Below are 21,722 nucleotides of genomic sequence, written 5' to 3' on the forward strand. Positions count from 1 at the left end.
GAGCTTACGAGCACTCTTCCACGAAGCGATCAACAACAAGGAGTCCGCATGAAAACGAGCGATGTCCGATCGAAAGCGTTTGCGATGCCGTTGACCAGCCCGGCGTTCCCGATGGGCCCGTACCGTTTCGTCGATCGTGAGTTTCTGATCATCACGTATCGCACCGATCCGGACCGTCTGCGCGAGATCGTCCCCGAGCCGCTGCAGATCACCGAGCCGCTCGTCCATTACGAATTCATTCGCATGGCCGATTCGACCGGCTTCGGCGACTACACGGAAAGCGGCCAGGTGATCCCGGTCGAATACAACGGCCAGGCCGGCGGCTACACGCTCGCGATGTATCTCGACGATCACCCGCCGATCGCCGGCGGCCGTGAGCTGTGGGGTTTCCCGAAGAAGCTCGCTTCCCCCACGCTGCACGTGAACACGGATCACCTGCTCGGCACGCTCGACTACGGCAAGGTGCGCGTCGCAACGGGCACGATGGGCTACAAGCACAAGGAACTCGACATCGACGAGCAGACGAAGCGCCTCGCCGGCCCGAACTTCCTGCTGAAGATCATTCCGCACGTCGACGGCACCGCCCGCGTATGCGAACTGGTGCGCTACTACATGGAGGACATCAAGATGAAGGGCGCGTGGACGGGCCCCGCATCGCTCGAACTGGCGCCGCACGCGCTCGCGCCGGTGGCCGACCTGCCGGTGCTCGAGATCGTCGAAGCGCGCCACATCGTCGCGGATCTCACGCTCGGTCTTGGCGAAGTCGTCTACGATTACCTCGCTCAGTAACCGCGCCCACACGTCCGCAGTCGTTTCTCCCTGTCAATCCTTTCACCACGGGAAATTCAAAAATGAGCAACCTGAATGGCAAGACCGCAGTCGTCACGGGCGCCGCAAGCGGCATCGGCAAGGAAATCGCGCTGGAGCTCGCGAAGGCGGGCGCGGCGGTCGCGATCGCCGACCTGAACCAGGACGGCGCGAATGCGGTGGCCGACGAGATCAACAAGGCGGGCGGCAAGGCGATCGGCGTCGCGATGGACGTGACCAACGAAGACGCCGTGAACAGCGGCATCGACAAGGTCGCCGAAACGTTCGGCTCGGTCGACATCCTCGTGTCGAACGCGGGCATCCAGATCGTCAATCCGATCGAGAACTATTCGTTCTCCGACTGGAAGAAGATGCAGGCGATCCACGTCGACGGCGCATTCCTGACGACGAAGGCCGCGCTCAAGCACATGTACAAGGACGATCGCGGCGGCGTCGTGATCTACATGGGTTCGGTGCACTCGCACGAAGCATCGCCGCTGAAGTCGGCGTACGTGACGGCCAAGCACGGGCTGCTGGGCCTCGCGCGCGTGCTGGCGAAGGAAGGCGCGAAGCACAACGTGCGCTCGCACGTCGTGTGTCCGGGCTTCGTGCGCACGCCGCTGGTGGACAAGCAGATTCCGGAGCAGGCGAAGGAGCTCGGGATCAGCGAAGACGAAGTGGTGAAGAAGGTGATGCTCGGCAACACGGTCGACGGCGTGTTCACGACGGTGCAGGACGTCGCGCAGACGGTGCTGTTCCTGTCGGCGTTCCCGAGCGCGGCGCTCACCGGGCAGTCGTTCGTCGTCAGCCACGGCTGGTTCATGCAGTAACGTCGCCGCCTTCGTCGCGGGAAGCGATTCCCGCGTCACCGCTGATTCTCACGCGGGAGCGCCGTCGGTCGACGTCGCTCCCGCCGACTCCGCCGTCCACGGCGGGATTTCTCGGAGCAACTGATGAAACCGCACGCGCGTACAGAAAAGCAGGCCGTCGATGCGGCAGACCTGCATCACGAAGCCGGCGCGCCGGCCGCTGCGCGGTCGCTGCCGTACGAAACGATCGCGCTCGTCCTCCAGGGCGGCGGCGCGCTCGGCGCGTATCAGGCCGGCGTATTCGAAGGGCTGCACGAAGCAGGCATTCCGCTCGACTGGATCGCCGGCATCTCGATCGGCGCGCTCAACACCGCACTGATCGCCGGCAACGCGCCCGAACATCGCGTCGAGCGGCTGCGCGAATTCTGGGAAACGATCTGCCAGCCGGCGTTCTTCCCCGCGATCCCGGCCGCGTTCGAATTCGCGCTGTTCAACAGCATCGACCAGATCCGCACGTTCTTCACCGCGTCGCAGGCCGCGAGCGCGATGATGCAGGGCCAGCAAGGCTTTTTCGTGCCGCGCTTCCCGCCGCCGCTGCCGGGCGTGTCCGATCATCCGCAAAAGATCAGCTGGTACGACACGTCCGCGCTGCGCGCGACACTGCTCAAGCTGTGCGATTTCGACCGGATCAATTCGGGCGAGACGCGCGTGTCGATCGGCGCGGTCAACGTCGGCACGGGCAACTTCGTGTACTTCGACAACTCGCGCATCCGCCTCGCGCCCGAGCATTTCATGGCGTCCGGCGCGCTGCCGCCCGCGTTCCCGCCGGTCGAGATCGACGGCGAGTATTACTGGGACGGCGGTGTCGTCTCGAACACGCCGCTGATGGAAGTGCTGCGCGCACGGCCGCGCCGCGACACGCTCGCGTTCCAGGTCGACCTGTGGAGCGCGCGCGGCCCGTTGCCGCGCACGATGGCCGACGTCGCGGAACGCACGAAGGACGTGCAGTATTCGAGCCGCACGCGCTTCGTCACCGACACGCTGCAGCGCGAACAGCGCTACCGCAACGTGCTGCGCCACGTGCTCGAGCAGGTGCCGGAAGAGCAGCGCAAGAACGACCCGTGGTGCATCGAGGCTGAAGCGATGTCGAGCGGGAAGAAGTACAACATCCAGCACCTGATCTATCAGCAGAAGGCGTACGAGCACCACTACAAGGACTACCAGTTCGGTCTGTCGACGATGCGCGACCACTGGTGCGCCGGTCTGGACGACATCCGCAAGACGCTCGCGGTCAAGGACGGCCTCGCGCTGCCCACCAACGACGCGGGCTTCGTCACGCACGACATTCACCGCCGCCGGTAACGCCGTGTGCAACGGACCGGCGCTCGCTGCGCCGGTCCGCCCTCTTTTCCGATTCGACATGCCGATTTTCATTGCGCTGTTTGCGCTCATCGCCCTCGGATGGGGCGCCGTTCATCTGTTCCACGTGATCGCCGCGCAGTTCGGCCGGCCGGTGGCGATCGCGGCCGCCGTGCTCGCCGCCGCGATCGTCATCGCGCTCGTCGCGTGGTGGGTCAAGCGCCGCCGCGACATCGCCCCGAACACCAAGGAACAAGGCTGGACCCACATCGTGCATCGCGCGTGGGGCGAGCTGCGCGTGTCCGCGACGCAAGGACTGCTGTGGCTGTCGCACGACGGCGCGGACGGCCGCTATACGTTGTCGCAGCTCGACGGCTGCGAGGCCGCGCCGATCGGCGGCCGCTGGCATCTGGTCGTGCGTGTGCGCGACGCGGTGCGCGGCGAATGGAAATTGCCGATGATGGACAAGCGCGACGCGCAGCGCTGGGCACGCGTGCTGATGCTCGCGAAGGACAACCGGCTGTAACGGCCGGTCACGGCAGCGCTGCCGATGCATTGCTTTCCGGTGGGAGGCCGCAATACGCCGCGACTTGCTATCGCGCGCCAAGCGCCCACAACGCGTCGAGCACGTGCTGCGTCGACCGCTCGACCGGGCCGGCCCGATGGGCGATACCGAGTTCGCGCCACAACGCCGGGCGCAGCGGCCGCACGACGATGCGTGCATCGGGCAGCGGCGCGCCGGCCTCGTGCGGCAACAGCGTCGCGCCGTAACCGGCGGCGACCAGACTCTTGATCGCATCGTTGTAGTTCAGTTCGATGCGCGGCTCGGGCCGGTGGCCGCCGAGCGCGAACCATTCCGTCGTCAGCCGCGACAGGCGCGTGGTCGCATCGTTGAGAATGAGCGGACGCGCGGCCAGATACGCCGGCGTCACCCGTGCCGGCGGTTGCCAGTCCGCCGGCAGAAAGGCCAGCACCGGATCGCGCCGCCACGCGCGGATCGACAATCCCGCGACCGGCGGCTGCGGCAACGCGACGAGTCCGACGTCGAGCGCGCCCTGCACGAGACGCGCGAGCGTGTCCTGCGACGTGAGCACCGCGATCTGCACGTCGATGTCCGGATGGTGCTCACGCAGCCGGGCCACCGCCTGCGGCAACAGATGCGCGATCGCGCCGGTCGATGCGCCGAGACGCACGCGCCCGGTCAACCCCTGCACTTGCCGCTCCACGTCGTCGAGCGTCGCTTCGACTTCGGCCAGCAGCCGGCGCGCGCGCTCGACCAGCACCGCGCCGATGGCCGACGGCCGCACGTTGCCGCGCGTGCGTGACAGCAACGGCGCGCCGATGCGGCTTTCGAGTTCGGCGACATGAAGGCTGACCGTCGGCGGCGCAAGATGCAGCAGTTGCGCGGCGGCGACGAAGGAGCCCTGGTCGGCGATCGCGACCAGCGTGCGAAGCCGGTCCAGACTGATCTCGCGCATTTGCACCTCTCGTTCAGGAAAGCTGAATCCCGGGGTCAGGAAATTCAACTTTTCCTATTCTAGGCGTTGGGTGGACGATACGGCTTTTCCGATATCCGAAACGAGGAAACGCGACGATCATGAGCCACTCCACTGTCTACATCGACGGCGATCAGGGCACCACTGGTTTGCAGATCCACGAGCGCCTGCGCGATCGCACCGACCTGCGGCTCGTCACGCTGCCCGATGCCGAGCGCAAGAACCCCGTGCGGCGCGCCGAAGCGATCAACGCATCGGATATCGCGATTCTGTGCCTGCCCGACGACGCCGCGCGCGAAGCGGTCGGCTTCATCCGCAATCCGGCGGTACGCGTGATCGATGCCAGTTCCGCCCATCGCACCGACCCCGAATGGGTGTACGGCTTTCCCGAGATGGCGGCCGGACACGCGCAGGCCATCGCCGGCGCACGGCGCGTCACCAATCCGGGCTGCTATCCGACCGGCGCGATCGCGCTACTGAGGCCGCTGCAACACGCCGGACTGCTGCCGCGCGACTACCCGGTGAGCATCCATGCGGTGTCGGGTTACTCGGGCGGCGGCCGAGCCGCGGTCGACGCGTTCGAATCGAACGACGCTGCACGCGCGAAACCGCTGCAGATCTACGGCCTCGCACTCGCACACAAGCATGTGCCCGAGATCCAAAGGCATGCCGGGCTCGCGCATCGACCGCTGTTCGTGCCGGCCTACGGTGCCTATCGGCAGGGCATCGTGCTCACCGTGCCGATCGAGCTGCGCCTTCTGTCCGCCGGCGTGACCGGTGAGATGCTGCATGCGTGTCTCGCGCACCATTACGCCGGCGCGCGTCACGTCGAGGTCATGCCGCTCGCCGGAACCCGCGCGATCACGCATCTTGATCCGCAGGCGCTGAACGGGACGAACGATCTGCGACTCGGCGTGTTCGTCAATGAAGAGCACGGTCAGGTGCTGCTGTCCGCCGTGTTCGACAATCTCGGCAAAGGGGCGTCCGGGGCGGCCGTGCAGAACCTCGACCTGATGCTGGGGGCGGTGAGCGTGGCGTAGCGGCGGGAGCGCACGATGCCTCATGCCCCCGTAAAAGCTCACCTTTCGCCGATTTCAGCCCGCATCGTCGCTCGCCGCAGCATTCAGGCCGGCGAGCGCCTGCGCCAGATAGTCGACGCACACGCGCACTTTCGCCGACGCCGCGACGCGTTCCGGATACACCGCCCAGATGTTCGCCGGCTGAATCGCGTCCGGCAGCACGCGACGCAACTCGCCGCGCTCGATCAGGGGCCCCGCTTCCCAGATCGAGCGCAACACGATCCCGCGTCCGGCGAGCGCCCATTGCACGGCCACCTCGCCGTGATTCGTCGACAACGCGCCGCCGACCTTCACCGTCGCCGTTTCTCCGCGCACGTTCAGCCGCCAGATGCCGAACGGATGATCGCGCTCCTTGATGGCGAGACAGTCGTGCGACGCGAGATCGGCGAGCGCGCGCGGCGTGCCGCGTCGCGCGAGATAGTCGGGCGACGCGCACAGCACGCGATAGTTCGCCGCGAGGCGGCGCGCGATCAGGTGATCGGCGATCTCGTCGCCGATGCGCACGTCGACGTCGTAGCCTTCGCCCGCGACATCGACGAGCCGGTCGAACAGATCGAGCCGCACGTTCAGTTGCGGATAGCGCGCGGAAAAGTCCAGCAGTGCCGGCGCAACGACATGCCGGCCGAAACCGAAGCTGCTCGAGATGCGCAGCGTACCGCGCGGCACCGTGCGCGTGGTCGACACATCCTCGACGAGATGATCGACGTCGTCGAGAATCTTCTCGGCGCGCGCGAATACGCGCTCGCCGGCCTCCGTGACGGTCACGCGGCGCGTCGACCGATGCAGCAGCCGCGTGCCGAGCTGCGCCTCGAGCAGCGCGATGCGCTTGCTCACGTACGCGGGCGACACCGCGAGCTGCTCGGCAGCCGCGCTGAAGCTCGTCAGGCGGACGACCACGCTGAACACGCGCAGGTCGTCGAGATTCGGCGATTTATTCACGATTCGTGGAAAGTCGATTAACGTTTCACGCGATTTTAATCCGAATGGAAATAAATAGAATGGCGTCGTGTTCCGCTGCGCACGCTGCCGGCGGCCCGATCAGCCAAGGAGGCTTGCATGAGCGACAAGACGTACAGGATTGCCGTCATCCCCGGTGACGGCATTGGCCGTGAAGTGATGCCCGAGGGCCTGCGCGCGCTCGATGCCGTGACCGCGCGCTTCGGCATCCGGTTCGAGTTCGAGCAGATCGACTGGGCGAGTTGCGACTACTACGCGCAGCATGGCCAGATGATGCCGGACGACTGGAAGGCGCAGTTATCGGGCATGGACGCGATCCTGTTCGGCGCGGTCGGCTGGCCCGCGACGGTGCCCGACCACATCTCGCTGTGGGGTTCGCTGCTGAAATTCCGCCGCGAGTTCGACCAGTACATCAACCTGCGGCCCGCGCGCCTGTTCGACGGCGTGCCGTCGCCGCTCGCCGGCCGCAACGCCGGCGACATCGACTTCATGATCGTGCGCGAAAACACCGAGGGCGAATATTCGTCGGTCGGCGGCACGATGTTCGAAGGCACCGAGCGCGAAGTCGTGATGCAGCAGTCGATCTTCACGCGTCACGGCACCGAGCGCGTGCTGAAGTTCGCGTTCGAGCTCGCGCAGCGCCGCGCGAAGCGCCTGACGGTCGCGACGAAGAGCAACGGCATCGCGATCAGCATGCCGTGGTGGGACGCGCGCGCAGCCGAAATGGGCGAACGCTACCCCGAAGTCGCCGTCGACAAGCAGCACATCGACATCCTGTGCGCGCGCTTCGTGCTGCAGCCGGACCGCTTCGACGTCGTCGTCGCGTCGAACCTGTTCGGCGACATCCTGTCCGACCTCGGCCCGGCGTGCACGGGCACGATCGGCATCGCGCCGTCGGCGAACCTGAACCCGGATCGCGCGTTTCCGTCGCTGTTCGAGCCGGTGCATGGCTCGGCGCCGGACATCGCAGGGCAGTACATCGCGAACCCGATCGCGATGATCTGGTCGGCGGCGATGATGCTCGACTTCCTCGGCAACGGCGCGGGCCGGGAACGCGAAGCGCACGATGCAATCGTCGCCGCGATCGAAGACGTGCTGCGCACGGGGCCGCGCACGCGCGATCTCGGCGGTCAGGCGGGAACGCAGGAAGTGGGCGAGGCAATCGCGGCGCGGATCGCCGGCTGACGGTTCGCCGGGAAGGGTGTGCGGCCTGATGGTGGCCGACGCATGTCGTGTTCGGCGGCGACGGACCGGACGGATTGCCGCACACCTTTGTCGAATCCGACATGCTGCGCGATGCCGGTTCTGCGGGTAATGCCGCTCGATCGCGCGCGTGCTTATGTTTCGGCACGGCGGTGCATCGGCGTGAAAGGCATCACGTTTGAAATCGAGCGGTGAGTTGAATCGCGTGTCGACACACACCGGTTGAACGTCATCGCGCGTTCGGTGGCGACATTGTCATGTCGTGTTCGATGCGCGGTCGCGCGCGCACGTGCACGACGAGAAATCGCGCGCGGCAACCCGCAGTGCTTTCACAAGCGCAATCGTGCCGTTTCCTGCGAAGCATGATCGGTGAGATGCGGGACGCGAAGCATCACACCGTCCCGCATGAAATGCCCCGCTCCCGAAAACGCTCACCTCAGCGCGCGGCTCCCGTATTTCCTCACCGTTGAACAGAGACGCCGCGCTCGATGTACCGTCGAGCGTGACTTGGCGTCGTCATCGCGCGCGTCACAGTCCGAGATCGGACAAGCCCGGATGATCGTCCGGACGGCGGCCGAGCGGCCAGTGGTACAGGCGGTCCGCTTCGCGAATCGGCAGATCGTTGATGCTCGCGTAGCGATGCGCCATCAAGCCGTTCTCGTCGAACTCCCAGTTTTCATTTCCGTACGAGCGGAACCAGTTGCCGGCGTCGTCGTGCCATTCGTACGCGAAACGCACCGCGATGCGATTGCCGCCGAACGCCCACAGCTCCTTGATCAATCGATAGTCGAGCTCGCGCGTCCATTTCCGTTGCAGCAGGCCGACGATCTCGTCGCGGCCGGTCACGAATTCCGCGCGATTGCGCCAGCGGCTTTGCGGCGTGTAGGCGAGCGACACGCGCTGCGGGTCGCGCGTGTTCCATGCGTCTTCGGCGGCGCGCACTTTCTGGCGTGCCGTTTCGAGCGTGAAGGGCGGAACGGGCGGACGAACTTCCGGGGACGCGGACATGAAATGCTCCTGTGCAAGGTTCCGGCTACGCACGCGCGCAACCGGTTGGGACGTGTTACTTCGGCGCTCGAGATAGCGTATCGAGCAACAGTTCGGCGGTGGCGCGCGCATCGCGCGCGGCCGATGGCTCGCCGCTGACGAGCGCGACGCCGATCGCGCCGTCGATCAGCACGAGCCATTGACGCGCAACGCGGGCCAGCCCGCGACGCTCGATCGCGGCTGCGTCGGCATACGCGTCGAACCGCTCGCGCACGAATGCCAGCAAGCGCGCCTTGTGCATGCGCGCGACGACGCGCACCGGATCGTCGGCGTCGGCAATCTCGCCGGACGCGTTCAGGAATGCGCAACCGTGGAAATCGGGTTGCCCGAACCAGTCGCGCAGCACGTCGAACATGCCGAGCAACTGCGCCCGCGGCGACTTGCCGCGCGCGAGCGTTGCGTCGACGAACCAGCGCATCCAGCGTTCGTCACGGCGCGCGAGCGCGGCGACGACCAGCGCTTCCTTCGATTCGAAATGCGAATAAAAGCTCTTTCGGGCGGCGCCGGAGCGCTTCACGATCGCATCGACACCGGTGGCATGGATGCCGCCGGTGTAGATCAGCGCTTCCGCCGCGTCGAGCAGCCGGTCGCGAACAGCCGGTTCGGTTGAGGGGGCGTCGTGCGTGTTCATGTGTTTACGGTAGAACGGTCGTTCTCCCGCGTCAATACGCGCGTGCAAAAGCCCTGGCGGCGGCGGGGCGATCTTCACGTCGGCTTCGTGTCGGAGGTCGCGACGTGACGGCTGCTCCGCTTCGCCGCAGCGAGTGCTGGCGCGAGGCGGGCGCTTGTCGCGCGCGTAGCGGGATGCGGCACGACACGGACTCGCGACGGTTTCCGGTCTCCGCGGTAAACCGGTCGGGATCGGATTGCGATGTCCGAAACGAAAGCGCGGCGTGCTTCGTCTGCGATTCGAACCGCAATCGTCGAACGGTGAGCGAATCAGATGGCCGGCAGTGCACCGGTGGGGTCGACTGCATCGCTAATGGGTGAGTTCGTCGGTCACCCATAGCCTCACGTTCGAGGCTGCAATGCGGTATACGCGACACGCTGGCGCGTTGCCGCGGAAACTGACCAACCCGCTGCAGGCAATTCGATGACGCAACAGGGATCTTGCCGCTCAGGCGAGACGAGCGAATGTGGAAGGATAGGAAGAAAGGCGCGCGCCGAACGACGCAGGCGAAAAATCAGCGGAGCGATACTGACGGGTGAAATGCATGCGCGACGCCATATCACCGATGCGTACTGCGAAATCGAAGCATGACCGCTCGCGTAGAGCGATCGAGACACGGCTTACAGCCCGTTGATTTGCGCGCTGGTGCACGCCAGGAAAGCGTGATCGAGCCATCGTCGACACCGAAATCCCGCTCCCGAATATTCTCACCTCAAGCGTGTGCCGAAGCCGCCCGGCCCGACCAACACGCCGGTCGATACGACCGGAGCAGCCGGCAAACGCGCCGAACCGCTCCGCCGGAACTCAGACCGTCCAGTCGAGAATCACCTTGCCGCTTTCGCCTGACAGCATCGCGGCGAACCCTTTCTCGTAATCGTCGGCCGCGAACCGATGCGTGATGATCGGCGACAGATCGAGGCCGCTTTGCAGCATCGCGACCATCTTGTACCAGGTCTCGAACATCTCGCGGCCGTAGATGCCCTTGATCTCCAGCCCCTTGAAGATCACCTGGTTCCAGTCGATTGCCGTCTGCGCGGGCGGAATGCCGAGCAGCGCGACCTTGCCGCCGTGATTCATCGCCTCGAGCAGGCTCGTGAACGCGCTCGGCACGCCGGACATTTCGAGGCCGACATCGAAGCCTTCCGTCATCCGCAGGTCGGCCATCACGTCGCGCAGCGATTCGCGCGCGACGTTGACGGCACGCGTCGCGCCCATCTTGCGCGCGAGTTCGAGCCGGTAGTCGTTGATGTCGGTGATCACGACGTTGCGCGCGCCGACGTGCTTCGCGATCGCGACGGCCATGATGCCGATCGGGCCAGCACCGGTGATCAGCACGTCCTCGCCGACGAGGTTGAACGACAGCGCGGTGTGCGTCGCGTTGCCGAACGGATCGAAGATCGACGCGAGGTCGTCGGAAATCTCGGGCGGAATCTTGAACGCGTTGAACGCGGGAATCGCCAGATACTCGGCGAATGCGCCCTCGCGGTTCACGCCGACACCGACCGTGTTGCGGCACAGATGCCTGCGCCCGGCGCGGCAGTTGCGGCAGAAACCGCACGTGATGTGGCCTTCGCCGGACACGCGATCGCCGATCGCGAAGCCGCGCACTTCCTGCCCCATCTCGACGATCTCGCCGACGTATTCGTGACCGACGTGCATCGGCACGGGAATCGTCTTCTGCGCCCAGTCGTCCCACTTCCAAATATGGATGTCGGTGCCGCAGATCGCCGTGCGGCGAATCTTGATCAGCACGTCGTTGTGTCCGACTTCCGGACGCTTCACGCGCGTGAGCGCGAGGCCGGGGCCGCGTTCGAGCTTTGCCAGTGCTTTCATGGTCGCGCCTCCGTCAGACGATGCCGAGCGACTTGCCGACGCGCACGAACGCGGCGACTGTCTGGTCGATTTGTTCCGGCGTGTGCGCGGCGCTCATCTGCGTGCGGATGCGCGCGCGGCCGCGCGGCACGACCGGGAACGAGAAGCCGATCACGTAGACGCCTTCGGCGAGCAGTTTGTCGGCCATGTTCGTCGCGAGTTGCGCATCGCCGAGCATCACCGGGATGATCGGATGCGCGCCCGGAACCAGCGTGAAGCCGGCGGCGGTCATCTGCTCGCGAAAGCGCGCGCCGTTTTCGCGCACGCGTTCGCGCAGCTTCGCACCTTCGTCGCTGCCGAGCAGTTCCAGCACCTTCAGCGACGCCGCAGCGATGCTCGGCGTGAGCGTGTTCGAGAACAGGTACGGACGCGAACGCTGACGCAACAGTTCGACGATCTCGCGGCGGGCCGCGACGTAGCCGCCCGATGCGCCGCCGAGCGCCTTGCCGAGCGTGCCGGTGATGATGTCGACGCGGCCCTCGACGCCGCAGTGCTCGGGCGTGCCGCGGCCATGCGCGCCGATGAAGCCGACCGCGTGCGAATCGTCGACCATCACGAGCGCACCGTAACGATCGGCGAGATCGCAGATGCCTTTCAGGTCGGCAATGATGCCGTCCATCGAGAACACGCCGTCGGTCGCGATCAGCTTGTGGCGCGCACCGGCCGCGTCGGCTTCCTTCAGCTTCGCCTCGAGGTCCGACAGATCGTTGTTCTTGTAGCGGAAGCGCTTCGCCTTGCACAGGCGAATGCCGTCGATGATGCTCGCGTGGTTCAGCTCGTCGCTGATCACCGCATCGTGCTCGTCGAGCAACGTTTCGAACAGGCCACCGTTCGCGTCGAAACAGCTCGAATAGAGAATGCTGTCCTCGGTGCCGAGAAACGATGCAATCGCGCTTTCGAGCTGCTTGTGCACGGTTTGCGTGCCGCAGATGAAGCGCACCGATGCCATGCCGAAGCCGTCCTGATCGAGGCCGGCCTGCGCCGCGGCGATCAGGCGCGGATCGTTCGCGAGACCCAGATAGTTGTTCGCGCAGAAATTCAGCACGCCGGCACCGCCGGCGAGCCGCACGGCCGCCGCCTGGGGACTCGCGATCTCGCGCTCGGTCTTGTAAAAACCATCCGCGCGGATCTGGTCGAGCGTCCCGCGCACCTGGGCGAGAAAGGCATCACGCATCGCAAAGCTCCTGACAGGGTTCGCACGCCGGCGCGCGCCGCTCGTGGCGGCGGCCAACGGCCTGCTACTGTTATAGTCGGTCGTTCGATTGACCGCATTTATCCGATATTCCGAACTAGAATTCGAAATATCGAACAACTCTAAGCGAACGGAAACCAAATGGCAAGTTCCTCCGCGTCGCGCCGCACGCCTGCCGGCGCCGCACCGCAGCCGCCGGGTGTGACGCCGCCGCGCGTCGGCGAGCAAATCCAGCGCCTGCGCAACGAACGCAAACTGACGCTCGACGACCTGTCCCGCGCGGCCGGCGTATCGAAGTCGATGCTCTCCGAGATCGAGCGCGACAAGGCCAATCCGACGATCGCGGTCGCGTGGCGGCTCACGAATGCGCTCGGCATCACGCTCGACGAACTGTTCTCGCAGCCGAAAGCCCCTGAAACGATCCGCGTGGACGGCCCGCACGACATCCCGACACTCGCCGGCCACGACGGCCGCTATCAGCTACGCGTATGGGGCCCGATCGACCTGGCCGGCAAGTTCGAGTGGTACGAGCTGACGCTGCCGGGCGGCGGCGCGCTCGTATCGAACGCGCATGAGCCCGGCACACGCGAGCACCTGACCGTGCTGCAGGGCGCGATGGAAATCGAAGCCGCCGCGGCGAGCCGACGCCTGAAGGCCGGCGATACCGCGCGCTATCCGGCCGACACGCCGCACGCTATCCGCAATCCCGGCAAGGCCGAGGCACGCGCGCTACTCATCGTGATTCATCGCTGACGCCGTGACTAGCTGGCCAAAAGGCCAGTTGCGGAAAGAACTGTATATTTGTACAGTATACGGACATTCCGCCATGCATTGGCCGCGGGGCGCACCGAGGCGCCCCGACGGTCGACAGGAGTCTGCGATGACAGAAGAACAAGATTTGGCCGCGCTCAGCTTCAAGGCTGCCGCGCACGACCTCGAACTGATCGTTCGCCATATAGCCGCACGTTACATTCGTCAGCGCGTGCCGCTGTCATGGCGTCTGCTGCACGCCATCGAAGCCGAGGCGCTCGCCGATCTCGGCTTTGCCAGCCGGCACGACGCCGGCATGCGCCAACTGTTCGAACGGCCGTCGGACATGACTTTCCCCGAAACGGACGATCCGATCGACTTCGGGCGGTCGAACGCGCTGCCCGCCGTGTTCTCGTTCGCTGTCCTCGCATATGAAGCCGCGGCGAAGTCGCAGGAAGCCACGCCCCGCGAACGCGTTCACCGTCCATCCAAGGCGTGGGGCGACTGATTCAGCGCATAAGCGCCGAACCGGCGGTCCACTGTTGCATCCCGTTGCCCGCGATGTTGCGCAAACGGCTACCATACACGCAACTAACGGAATAAATACGATGTCCCTTCCCACATCCTCCGCCGCGCCGACTCGCCCCGAAGAAAAGGATCTGTTCGACCGCGGCGCTTCCGACTGGATCGTGTCGCCGGAAACGGCGTTCGATGCGTGGCTCGCGATGCAGGACTACCGTCGTTCATCGGCCGACGTCTATCGCGCACAATGGGGCGCATTCCTCACGTGGCTGCGTGCGCACCAGAAGAATCTCGCCACGGTCGATACCGCGTCGATCGCGAATTTCGTCGGCGAGCTGCCGATCCGGAAAACGCAGCGAATGCGCTACCTTCGCTTGATCGAGCGCGTGCTCGACCATATTCGCCGCACCGAACTCGCGTCCACCAATCCTGCACGGTTCATTGCTCAGGATGGCGAAGCGAACTGGCGTCAGGCACGCGACAACGAACCCACCAGTTTCCTCACGCCTGCCGAACGCGCGAAGTTGCTCGCGTACCTGTTTTCGCCCATCGGCGTATCAGGCGCCGCGTACTGGAAAGAACGCCGCGACCGCGCGCTCGTCGCCGCGTTTCTCGGCGCCGGCGTGAAAACGGGCGAAGCGCGTGCGCTTACGATTAGTTGCATCAACACCAGCGGAACGTCGCTGCAGATCCCGTCGACGCATCCCGATTTCTCGCGCGAAACCCATCTCGCTTCATTTGCGATCGCGTTGCTCGAAGCGTGGCTCGTGGAACGCAAGCGCCAGGAGATTCCCGGCGAACTCGTGTTTCCGGCGTCGCACACCGGGCGGCCGATGCACAAGGCCACGATGCTGCGCGCGATCGATGCGATCGTCGAATCCGCCGGACTCACGTCGTCGCGCACCGCGCGTGCGAGTCCACAAACGCTGCGCAATACCTACGCGGCCGAACTGTTCGAACACGACGTGCCGCCCGAGCGCGTCGGCAAGTGGCTCGGCTTCATGCGGCCGATCTCATCGAACCGTCTGCACCGCGCGTGGAAAAACTGGCGTGAAGGTCTCGCGAATGGTGACGTGTCCGATCAGGACGCAACTCACTGATGCGACGCTGGCTGCTCACACGACACGATCCGTGAGCAGCCTTGTGCGGCGTAGCCTCACCGTTTCTCAGCTCCCGAAAACTCTCACCTCAAGCGTCCCGGATCATCTCACCTGTGTGATCGCTGTGCCGGTCGATGCGTCAGTCGCGCGCAAAGCGCGCGACCGCTTCGAACCGCGACGGCCACGGTCCCGACGCATGTTCGCATTCGGGGCACGATACTTCGAACCCGTCATCCCCATGGGAGAGCTCCGGTTCGCCGTCACAGCGCGGGCACTGGTTCGGCACCGGTGTGTCGTGGTCCATCGACGTGCCGATCGCGGAAAACGCCGCCGCGTCGAGCTGGCCTGCATCGGCCAGACGCCGGATCAGCGCGGAGATTTCCGGAGTCATCCCGCGGCTCGCCCGTAGCGCTTGCGCGTCGCGCGTCGCCCGTTCGAGCTCGTCGCTCTGCGTGCGCAACTGTTCCTCGAGCCGGTCGGCGCGCGCCTTGGCCGCGCTCAGTTGCTGGAGAAAGTCGAATTCCTTGCGCTGCACGTCACGCAGCCCGCTCTGGTAAGTCGACGCCATGCTGCGCAGAGAGTCCAGCTCGACCAGCATCGGTTTGACACGGCGTTCGGCCTCGGCCACCGCATCCTTGATTTGCTGCGCGTAGTGCTCGGTACGCTGTTGCAATTCGGCTTGCAGCGCGTCGATGCGATCGCGCAGCGCAGCGTTCTGGCTCTGTTCGGCGTCGACGCGGCCCGCCATGGCAGCCAGTTCCTTTTCGAGCCGGGCGACTGTGGTGAGCAGCGTCGCTTCGTTTGCCGAACCGTGCGTCGATTGCGACGCAAGCTGCACTTCGAGCTCGGTCACGCGCGCCTGCAACTGGTCGTTGCGGGTTTCGCTGCGGGCCAGCGCCGCTTCGAGGGTTTCCTGTCGGACCGTAGCGTCGCGCAGCCGCTGTTCAGCATCGGCAATGTCCGCGCGGACCTGCTCGCGGTCGACGTCGAGACTTTCTCGGGCTGCTTTCAATGCTTCTTCATATAACGCGCCGAGCAATGCGCCCGCCTTTTCCTCGACCGCTTTCGGAATCGCCGCGCCGTCGAGCCGAACCTTCGACGCGGACCGAATGCGCTCCCAGAAATGGTCGATGTCTTTAGGAATGTCGCTGGCGCTGCCAGTCTGGGTCAGATCCCGGACGGTCGCTGCCGATGGCCGGATGCCGAGATCGAAAAACAAGCGCTTGCAGGCATGGAGTGACAATTCCTGGCGCCGCGCACCGCCCGCGCGCAGGGATTCCAGCTCGCTACGGATGGCTTCACGCATTTCATCCAGCGTCATGGCAAAACTCGCAGACATTGAGATGTTGCAATCATAACGAAATACGTATCTTTTGATACTTGTTCTCGCAGACCGTGGCGAATTTGCGTCGCTCTCCACGGAAACCGTGTCTGTGGGCTCATTGCGACGAACCGCGCGTGGAATTTCGTGAAACAAAGCGAAGAAAGTGAGACAAGCGCTTGTTTCGCAAGGATTTTCTATCGAACCCGAAAAACGGGCATTTGTTTCACATCACGGCCGATGTTATGGCCGGTGGGTGTTCAGCGGTTGGGGTCTCTGTGGAAAACTCAGCGACCGATGTCTTGAGAGTATTAGAAGTAAACACCCTTGAACCCTTAGTTAAAAACGTTAACGCCACGGCACAGCCTTATGTAGCAAGGGTTTCCGGCGAGCAAGGTGAAGTTTTACGGGAGCCAAGGTGACCTTCTGCGGGAGCTGAAGTGATGGGGTTCAGGGAGCTGCGTGAGCCGATGCAGGAACGGTCGTGAGCGGATTCGGGATCACAGTAAAACACGAGATTTCCCAAAGGTGAGAGTTTTCGGGGCCACACAGCCGCGGAACCCGCGCCGCGCCTAACCGCACAGTTTTCTGCCTGTGCAGACATAGGTGAGCATTTGCGGGACCCTCTTCGCGCCCTGATTCTGCTCATCTTTTGGGCATTTTTGCCGAAAGGTGAGGTTTCACGGGACGCCACAGCGATTTGCTGTGAGGATTTCCGGGAAGCCATCGCCATTTTGCACCGCAAAAGGGCGCCAGGAGGCCGATGAGGGACGAAAGGTGAGGCTTTTCGGGAGCGAAATTCGGGTTTCTATAGGCCGGTCCTGTGAAGGTGAGCTTCTTCGGGGCGCAAAACACAGTGCGCTGTTCAGCTCGAAGGTGAGACTTTTCGGGGGCAATCTGTGCCCGAAAATTGGGCAAAGGTGAGGCTTTACAGGACCCGAGACGGGGAGAATTCGCTGAAAAGCCCGCCAGGACTGGCGGAAATCCGATTTTTGCTGTGCCACTTTTCGGCACAGGTGAGGCTTTTCGGGAGCCGACGCACAGGTGTTGCGTCACGGTGAAGGCACGAAAGGTGAGGTTTTTCAGGAAGAGGCCGCTGGACGTGGCCAGAAACCGACTGCGCATAAGTATCGGACGCGATTGACATTTTTGATACCGGCGCGGTTACGGTGAGATTTTTCAGGAGCCGTTTCCGTGTCTGTTGCGGCGTCGCTTTTTTCAATAAGGTGAGGCTTTTCGGGAGATCGGGGCCGCTGGTTCCGCGTGCGCCGGGGATTCATGAGAATCGCGTTCACAGATTGGCGACTCGGGAAGGTGAGAGTTTTCGGGACTGTATGGTTTCTGTGCGCTGTACAATGCGCGCCCGGACTCGAGAAACCGCTGTAGCCGGCGATTTGAACCGGCTCGGTGCCAGTGTTTGCGCACGACGAGCGGGGCTGCGAACGCGCGGACAGCCTTGCCTGTACGTGCATACAGGCCGGCAGAGAGGGATCGGCGCGGCGCTGTGATAAGCGCGCCGTCGTGCAGTCGCAAAATTACGACAAATCGAAAGGTGAGCCGATACGGGAGCGAGTTTCGCACGGGTCGAGCACAGGCGAAAATCTGTGAATCCGCGCTTCCCGCGACACGTCTGGACGAGTCCGAAACGCCGTGAATCCGGACTGGTGAGGATTTTCGGGAGAGGGTTGGGGTGAGTGCCGCTTTGTCCGCGCACTTCACCCGCTATGGTGAGCATGTCGTTCTGGACGCACATCACCACAGGCGCTATCCTTCCGTGAAACTTCTCCTCCGACCCGACGCATGGCCACGAAGCGCGCCAAGAAAACCGATGTGGATGTGGTGAGTGCCAGTTCAGCCGAATTGCGGAAGGCCGTCGAGGCGATCGCGATTCAGCCGAAGAGCGGCAAGATCACGCTCCTGACCCGCAAGCTGTTCAACGTGCTGCTCGCCGTCGCGCAGCAGGCCGACGACTCGGGCGATACCTATCGCGCGCTGCTGTCGGATATCGTCGCCAACTCCGCCTTCGATTCGAACGACACCGCACTGGTCAAGGAACACCTGCGTCGCATGGTGTCGGTCCAGGTCGAATGGAGCACCGGAACGTCGAGCCAGAAGCCAGGCCGCAAGTGGGGGATCTCGACACTGATCGCCGATGCGGAAATTCTCGAGGATCCGGCTACCCGTCGTGTATGGGTCGAATTCTCGTTCGCGCCGAAGATCAAGAAGAAGCTGCTCGATCCGGTTCAATACGCACGTCTGAGCCTGCAGTTCCAGAGCCAACTGCGCAGCAGCGCGGGCCTCGCGCTGTACGAGATCTGCGTGCGCTACCTGACGAACCCGAGCCACCTGACGATGCGCGAGCCGTGGGAATGGTGGCGGCCGATCCTGTCGGGCACGCCCGACACGGAGGCCGGCGACGAGGCGAAGCGCGAGTACAAGTATTTCAAACGCGACTATCTGCGCCCGGCGATCGCCGAGGTCAACGCGGTCACGAACATTTTCGTCGAGTTGATCGAGCATCGCGAAGGGCGGCGGGTCGCGGAGATCCAGTTCCGCGTGACCGAACGCAAGCAACCGATGCTCGCACTCGACGAGCACCCGAACGTGTTCGACAGCACGCTGGTCGACCGAATGGTGAAGCTCGGGATTCCGCTCAAGGAAGCGCAGACGCTCTACGCGGACAGCGAGGAAAACCGGATTCGCGCGGCGCTGCAGATGACCGAGCAGCGGATGCGCAGCACGACGCTGCCGCCGGTGCGCAGCGCGCCCGCGTTGTTCAAGGATGCGTTGAAGAAGGGTTATGCGCCGCCGGTCGAGTCCGTTGACGCTCTGCCTTCCGGCACGCCGTCGGCGAAGGCGGTCGCGGCGCAGCCGGACGATCTGAAGGCGCGGCTGTTGAGCGAATTCGCGGCGTTCCGCCGCAAGGAAGCGAAGGTGTTGTACGAGGAGCAGGGCGACGCGGAGCGTGAAGTGGCGCGCGAGTCGTTCGAGTCGGAAGTGCTGCCGACGATGGGCTCGCACCTGCGTGACGACTGGCGCAAGCGTGGTCTCGAATCCAAGCTGGCCGAGACGGCATTTTTCGACTGGCTCGCGCAGAAAACCTGGGGCGAGCCAACCGACGGCGACCTGCTTGCGTTCACCCTGAATCAATCACGGGCCGCCTGAGAGCGCTTGAGGCCCGTTCGGCTCTCTCTGGGGCGCGGCCGCCGACGCCCCGATCAGCCGGCTGGCCTGACGCATCGCCAGGCCCTGCCGGTTCCTGCCATCACTCCGACAACAACATCCGCTCGAGCTGCTCGAGGATCGCGTCGCGCTTGTCCTTCGGCAAGCCGCGCAGGCGCAGTTCGATCCGGTCTTCGCCGTATGACTTCAGGTCGCCGACCGACTTGCCGCCGAGCTTGATCTCCAGACGCTGCGCGTAGCGCTGACGGCTCGCCGGTTTCGGCGTTTCCTGTGCCGCAACGCGACCCTTGACGATGTCCGACACCTGGCGCGTGCTGAGATCGTCGGACACGATCTTGTTGATCAGCCGCAGCGTCGCCTCGGTGCCGCGCGCATTGTGATAACGGCCGACCTGATACGCCATGTTCGAACCGAAACGATCAGGGCGCGCGACCATTTCCTGCATCACGGCTTCCGGCAGCTTGCCGATCGATAGCGCGACCGCGACCGTCGACTCGTCCAGGCCCAGATGTTCGGACAGTTCCTTCTGACTCTGGAAATGCTTTTCGTCGAGGAAGCGGCGCCATACGACGGCGTTGTCGAACACCGTTTGCGAATCGCGTTGCACGTTCAGGTCGTAGCCGAGCTTGTAGCTCTCGATTCCGATCGGCACGTCGATCACGATCGCCTTCACGGTTTCCTTGTTCGCTTCCTTCAGCGCGCGCACGCGGCGGCCGCCGTCGCTGACGAAATAGGAACCCGGGTTTTCGTAGTCGGGAATCACGTGGATCGCCTGCTGTTGCCCCTGCTTCGCGAGGTTGACCGCGAGCTCGGCAATCGACGACTTCAGGTAAAAATGCCGCGGGTTGAACGGACTATGCTTGATCGCCTTCAGCGGCAGCTCGATCACCTGGCCTGGCGCATAGCGGTTCTCGAGGCGCCACGCGCGATATTGCGGCGACTCGTCGGTCGACGGTTCGAGCAGGATTTCGGGAACGGCAGGTGGCGCGACGTCCTTCCTGGCGGATTTCGTTGGGGTCGGCGTGGCCGTTTCGGATTTGACGATGCCATCGATGGCATTGAGACGATCAAGCGCGGTCCGCTTCTCGCTCGTCGTGATATCCGGGCGCGCTTGGAATCCTTTTGCAAATTGGGAGGGCTTCATGTGACTCCTTTATGCGCATAAAGTCAGGGCAGCATGGCGACGATTTCGTCGGCGCATGCGCGAATCTCCGCGGCGGCCAGCTTGGCGCCGCGATCGTTCATCTGCAGCACGGTCTGACCGAGCGCCATCGCCTGCTTGTACGCTTCCCGGGTCGGGATTTGCGTTTTCAGCAGCGGGAAGCCGAGTTCCTCGAGCGCCCGCTTGAGCTCGCGGGTCAGCATGCGCTTCTCTTCGGTCTTGTTCAGCAGGAAGACGGCGCGAAGGTCTTCGTTCATTACCTGCGCCTGCTGGATCAGCTTGACGAGCCCGACGCTCGACCAGTAATCGGCCGGCGACGATGACGTCGGGATCACGGCGATCGACGCAGCGAGTAACACGACGCCGGACACCTTTTCGGTAATCGACGGCGGGCAATCGACGACGATGATGTCGTAGTCGTTGATGAACTTCTTGATCTCGCGGTGGATCTGGCCGCCGGCTTCGGCGAGGTTGACGACCGGGAAAGGGATGCCGGTGTCGGTGTCACCGGATGCGCTGGACCAATGAACCAGCGTGTTTTGACCGTCTGCGTCGATAACGAGGACGCGCTTCCCTTTCTCGTGGAATGCCGCGCCGAGGTGCATGGCAATCGTGCTTTTGCCGACGCCACCTTTTTGTTGAGTGACTGCAATGATTTCCGCGGCCAATTTTCACTCCTGTTTTTGGTCGTTGGAATTCTACAGGACGATATTTATATTTCAATGAAATTGTCGTTCGACAACTACGCGTTGGCCATTCGGGCTATTGGTTTATGCGCATAAACGGGCCGCAGCGACGGACGGCTTGAGCCATCGCGGGGACGGCGTCGCAAGTAGACGGTGCGCGACGAGAGAACAACACCGGCCGGATAGATCGATCACGTCGAGTCCGCGGTGGCCTCATGGCTGCCGTCTGCTCTTCCGCGCGTCGAGGATGTCGACGGCGCGTTTATGCGCATAAAGTGCCGGCGCCGGAGAACGGGCCTAGATCGAATTCGGTGCCCTCGGCAGCCATGACGACGACCCCTGCGCGGGGGACCATGGAATGTCGGCGTGCCGATGCTTGCCCGCCGGTTTATGCGCATAAACCATCGAGGCGCTCAGCGACCCAACGCAACGACCCAACGCAACGACCCAACGCAACGACCCAACGCAACGACCCAACGCAACGACCCAACGCAACGACCCAACGCA

Annotated in this window: 19 protein-coding genes; 10 read left to right on the plus strand and 9 right to left on the minus strand. The window is 64.2% G+C overall.

The features are described from left to right. Positions 1–48 precede the first annotated feature (48 nt). The 4 genes from BSE24067_RS07025 to BSE24067_RS07040 all read left to right on the plus strand — a co-directional run bounded on the left by BSE24067_RS07025 (position 49) and on the right by BSE24067_RS07040 (position 3,501). Positions 49–789: an acetoacetate decarboxylase gene (locus BSE24067_RS07025; RefSeq protein WP_151063799.1), complete on the plus strand. Its 741-nt coding sequence runs from the start codon at positions 49–51 to the stop codon at positions 787–789. A gap of 62 nt (positions 790–851) precedes the next feature. Beyond that, positions 852–1,637: a 3-hydroxybutyrate dehydrogenase gene (locus BSE24067_RS07030; protein ID WP_174904718.1), complete on the plus strand. Its 786-nt coding sequence runs from the start codon at positions 852–854 to the stop codon at positions 1,635–1,637. A 123-nt stretch (positions 1,638–1,760) separates the two neighbouring features. Beyond that, positions 1,761–2,978 (plus strand): patatin-like phospholipase family protein, encoded by a 1,218-nt coding sequence (locus BSE24067_RS07035; protein WP_170297523.1) that lies wholly within the window; start codon positions 1,761–1,763, stop codon positions 2,976–2,978. 58 nt (positions 2,979–3,036) lie between these two features. After that, positions 3,037–3,501 (plus strand): hypothetical protein, encoded by a 465-nt coding sequence (locus BSE24067_RS07040; RefSeq protein ID WP_151066329.1) that lies wholly within the window; start codon positions 3,037–3,039, stop codon positions 3,499–3,501. A 67-nt stretch (positions 3,502–3,568) separates the two neighbouring features. Here BSE24067_RS07040 and BSE24067_RS07045 read toward each other — a convergent pair whose 3' ends face one another. Then, entirely contained in the window at positions 3,569–4,453 is an 885-nt protein-coding gene (locus tag BSE24067_RS07045) for a LysR family transcriptional regulator (protein ID WP_151066330.1), read from the minus strand. A gap of 119 nt (positions 4,454–4,572) precedes the next feature. On the opposite strand from BSE24067_RS07045, the gene argC reads away from it, so the two are divergent. Beyond that, positions 4,573–5,511 carry an N-acetyl-gamma-glutamyl-phosphate reductase gene (gene argC / locus BSE24067_RS07050; RefSeq protein ID WP_151066331.1) on the plus strand — a complete coding sequence of 313 codons (939 nt, stop codon included), beginning with the start codon at positions 4,573–4,575 and terminating at the stop codon, positions 5,509–5,511. Positions 5,512–5,565: 54 nt separating this feature from the next. Here the strand turns inward: argC and BSE24067_RS07055 are convergent, their stop codons facing one another. Continuing rightward, positions 5,566–6,489 (minus strand): LysR substrate-binding domain-containing protein, encoded by a 924-nt coding sequence (locus BSE24067_RS07055; RefSeq protein ID WP_151066332.1) that lies wholly within the window; start codon positions 6,487–6,489, stop codon positions 5,566–5,568. A 117-nt stretch (positions 6,490–6,606) separates the two neighbouring features. Here BSE24067_RS07055 and BSE24067_RS07060 point away from each other — a divergent pair, with 117 nt between their 5' ends. Next, positions 6,607–7,692 carry a tartrate dehydrogenase gene (locus tag BSE24067_RS07060; RefSeq protein WP_151066333.1) on the plus strand — a complete coding sequence of 362 codons (1,086 nt, stop codon included), beginning with the start codon at positions 6,607–6,609 and terminating at the stop codon, positions 7,690–7,692. 546 nt (positions 7,693–8,238) lie between these two features. On the opposite strand, the gene BSE24067_RS07065 is transcribed toward BSE24067_RS07060, so the two are convergent. The 4 genes from BSE24067_RS07065 to BSE24067_RS07080 all read right to left on the minus strand — a co-directional run bounded on the left by BSE24067_RS07065 (position 8,239) and on the right by BSE24067_RS07080 (position 12,473). Then, positions 8,239–8,718, minus strand: a complete 480-nt coding sequence (locus BSE24067_RS07065) for a nuclear transport factor 2 family protein (protein WP_151066334.1) — start codon at positions 8,716–8,718, stop codon at positions 8,239–8,241. 55 nt (positions 8,719–8,773) lie between these two features. Further along, positions 8,774–9,388 carry a TetR/AcrR family transcriptional regulator gene (locus BSE24067_RS07070; protein WP_151066335.1) on the minus strand — a complete coding sequence of 205 codons (615 nt, stop codon included), beginning with the start codon at positions 9,386–9,388 and terminating at the stop codon, positions 8,774–8,776. Positions 9,389–10,231: 843 nt separating this feature from the next. Further along, positions 10,232–11,260, minus strand: a complete 1,029-nt coding sequence (gene tdh, locus BSE24067_RS07075; protein WP_151066336.1) for an L-threonine 3-dehydrogenase — start codon at positions 11,258–11,260, stop codon at positions 10,232–10,234. A 13-nt stretch (positions 11,261–11,273) separates the two neighbouring features. Beyond that, entirely contained in the window at positions 11,274–12,473 is a 1,200-nt protein-coding gene (locus tag BSE24067_RS07080) for a glycine C-acetyltransferase (protein ID WP_151066337.1), read from the minus strand. A 159-nt stretch (positions 12,474–12,632) separates the two neighbouring features. On the opposite strand from BSE24067_RS07080, the gene BSE24067_RS07085 reads away from it, so the two are divergent. The 3 genes from BSE24067_RS07085 to BSE24067_RS07095 all read left to right on the plus strand — a co-directional run bounded on the left by BSE24067_RS07085 (position 12,633) and on the right by BSE24067_RS07095 (position 14,863). Next, entirely contained in the window at positions 12,633–13,244 is a 612-nt protein-coding gene (locus tag BSE24067_RS07085; protein WP_040138960.1) for a helix-turn-helix domain-containing protein, read from the plus strand. Positions 13,245–13,371: 127 nt separating this feature from the next. Further along, on the plus strand, positions 13,372–13,749 hold the full coding sequence (locus BSE24067_RS07090; RefSeq protein ID WP_151066357.1) for a DUF2471 family protein: 378 nt from the start codon (positions 13,372–13,374) through the stop codon (positions 13,747–13,749). Between the two features lie 100 nt (positions 13,750–13,849). Beyond that, positions 13,850–14,863, plus strand: coding sequence for a tyrosine-type recombinase/integrase (locus BSE24067_RS07095; RefSeq protein WP_151066338.1), 1,014 nt, complete (start codon positions 13,850–13,852; stop codon positions 14,861–14,863). A gap of 139 nt (positions 14,864–15,002) precedes the next feature. Here the strand turns inward: BSE24067_RS07095 and BSE24067_RS07100 are convergent, their stop codons facing one another. Continuing rightward, on the minus strand, positions 15,003–16,184 hold the full coding sequence (locus tag BSE24067_RS07100; RefSeq protein ID WP_151066339.1) for a DNA-binding protein: 1,182 nt from the start codon (positions 16,182–16,184) through the stop codon (positions 15,003–15,005). Between the two features lie 1,800 nt (positions 16,185–17,984). Here BSE24067_RS07100 and BSE24067_RS07105 point away from each other — a divergent pair. Continuing rightward, a complete protein-coding gene (locus BSE24067_RS07105) occupies positions 17,985–19,349 on the plus strand; it encodes a replication initiation protein (RefSeq protein WP_151066340.1) in 1,365 nt (454 codons plus the stop codon). A 100-nt stretch (positions 19,350–19,449) separates the two neighbouring features. On the opposite strand, the gene BSE24067_RS07110 is transcribed toward BSE24067_RS07105, so the two are convergent. Together BSE24067_RS07110 and parA are read right to left on the minus strand one after the other, a co-directional pair. After that, the gene (locus BSE24067_RS07110) at positions 19,450–20,511 is read right to left on the minus strand and encodes a ParB/RepB/Spo0J family partition protein (RefSeq protein ID WP_151066341.1); all 1,062 of its coding nucleotides are present in this window, start codon (positions 20,509–20,511) and stop codon (positions 19,450–19,452) included. Between the two features lie 23 nt (positions 20,512–20,534). Further along, positions 20,535–21,197, minus strand: a complete 663-nt coding sequence (parA, locus tag BSE24067_RS07115) for a ParA family partition ATPase (RefSeq protein ID WP_151066342.1) — start codon at positions 21,195–21,197, stop codon at positions 20,535–20,537. Positions 21,198–21,722 lie beyond the last annotated feature (525 nt).

Source organism: Burkholderia latens (assembly GCF_902499045.1).
Lineage (GTDB): Bacteria > Pseudomonadota > Gammaproteobacteria > Burkholderiales > Burkholderiaceae > Burkholderia > Burkholderia latens.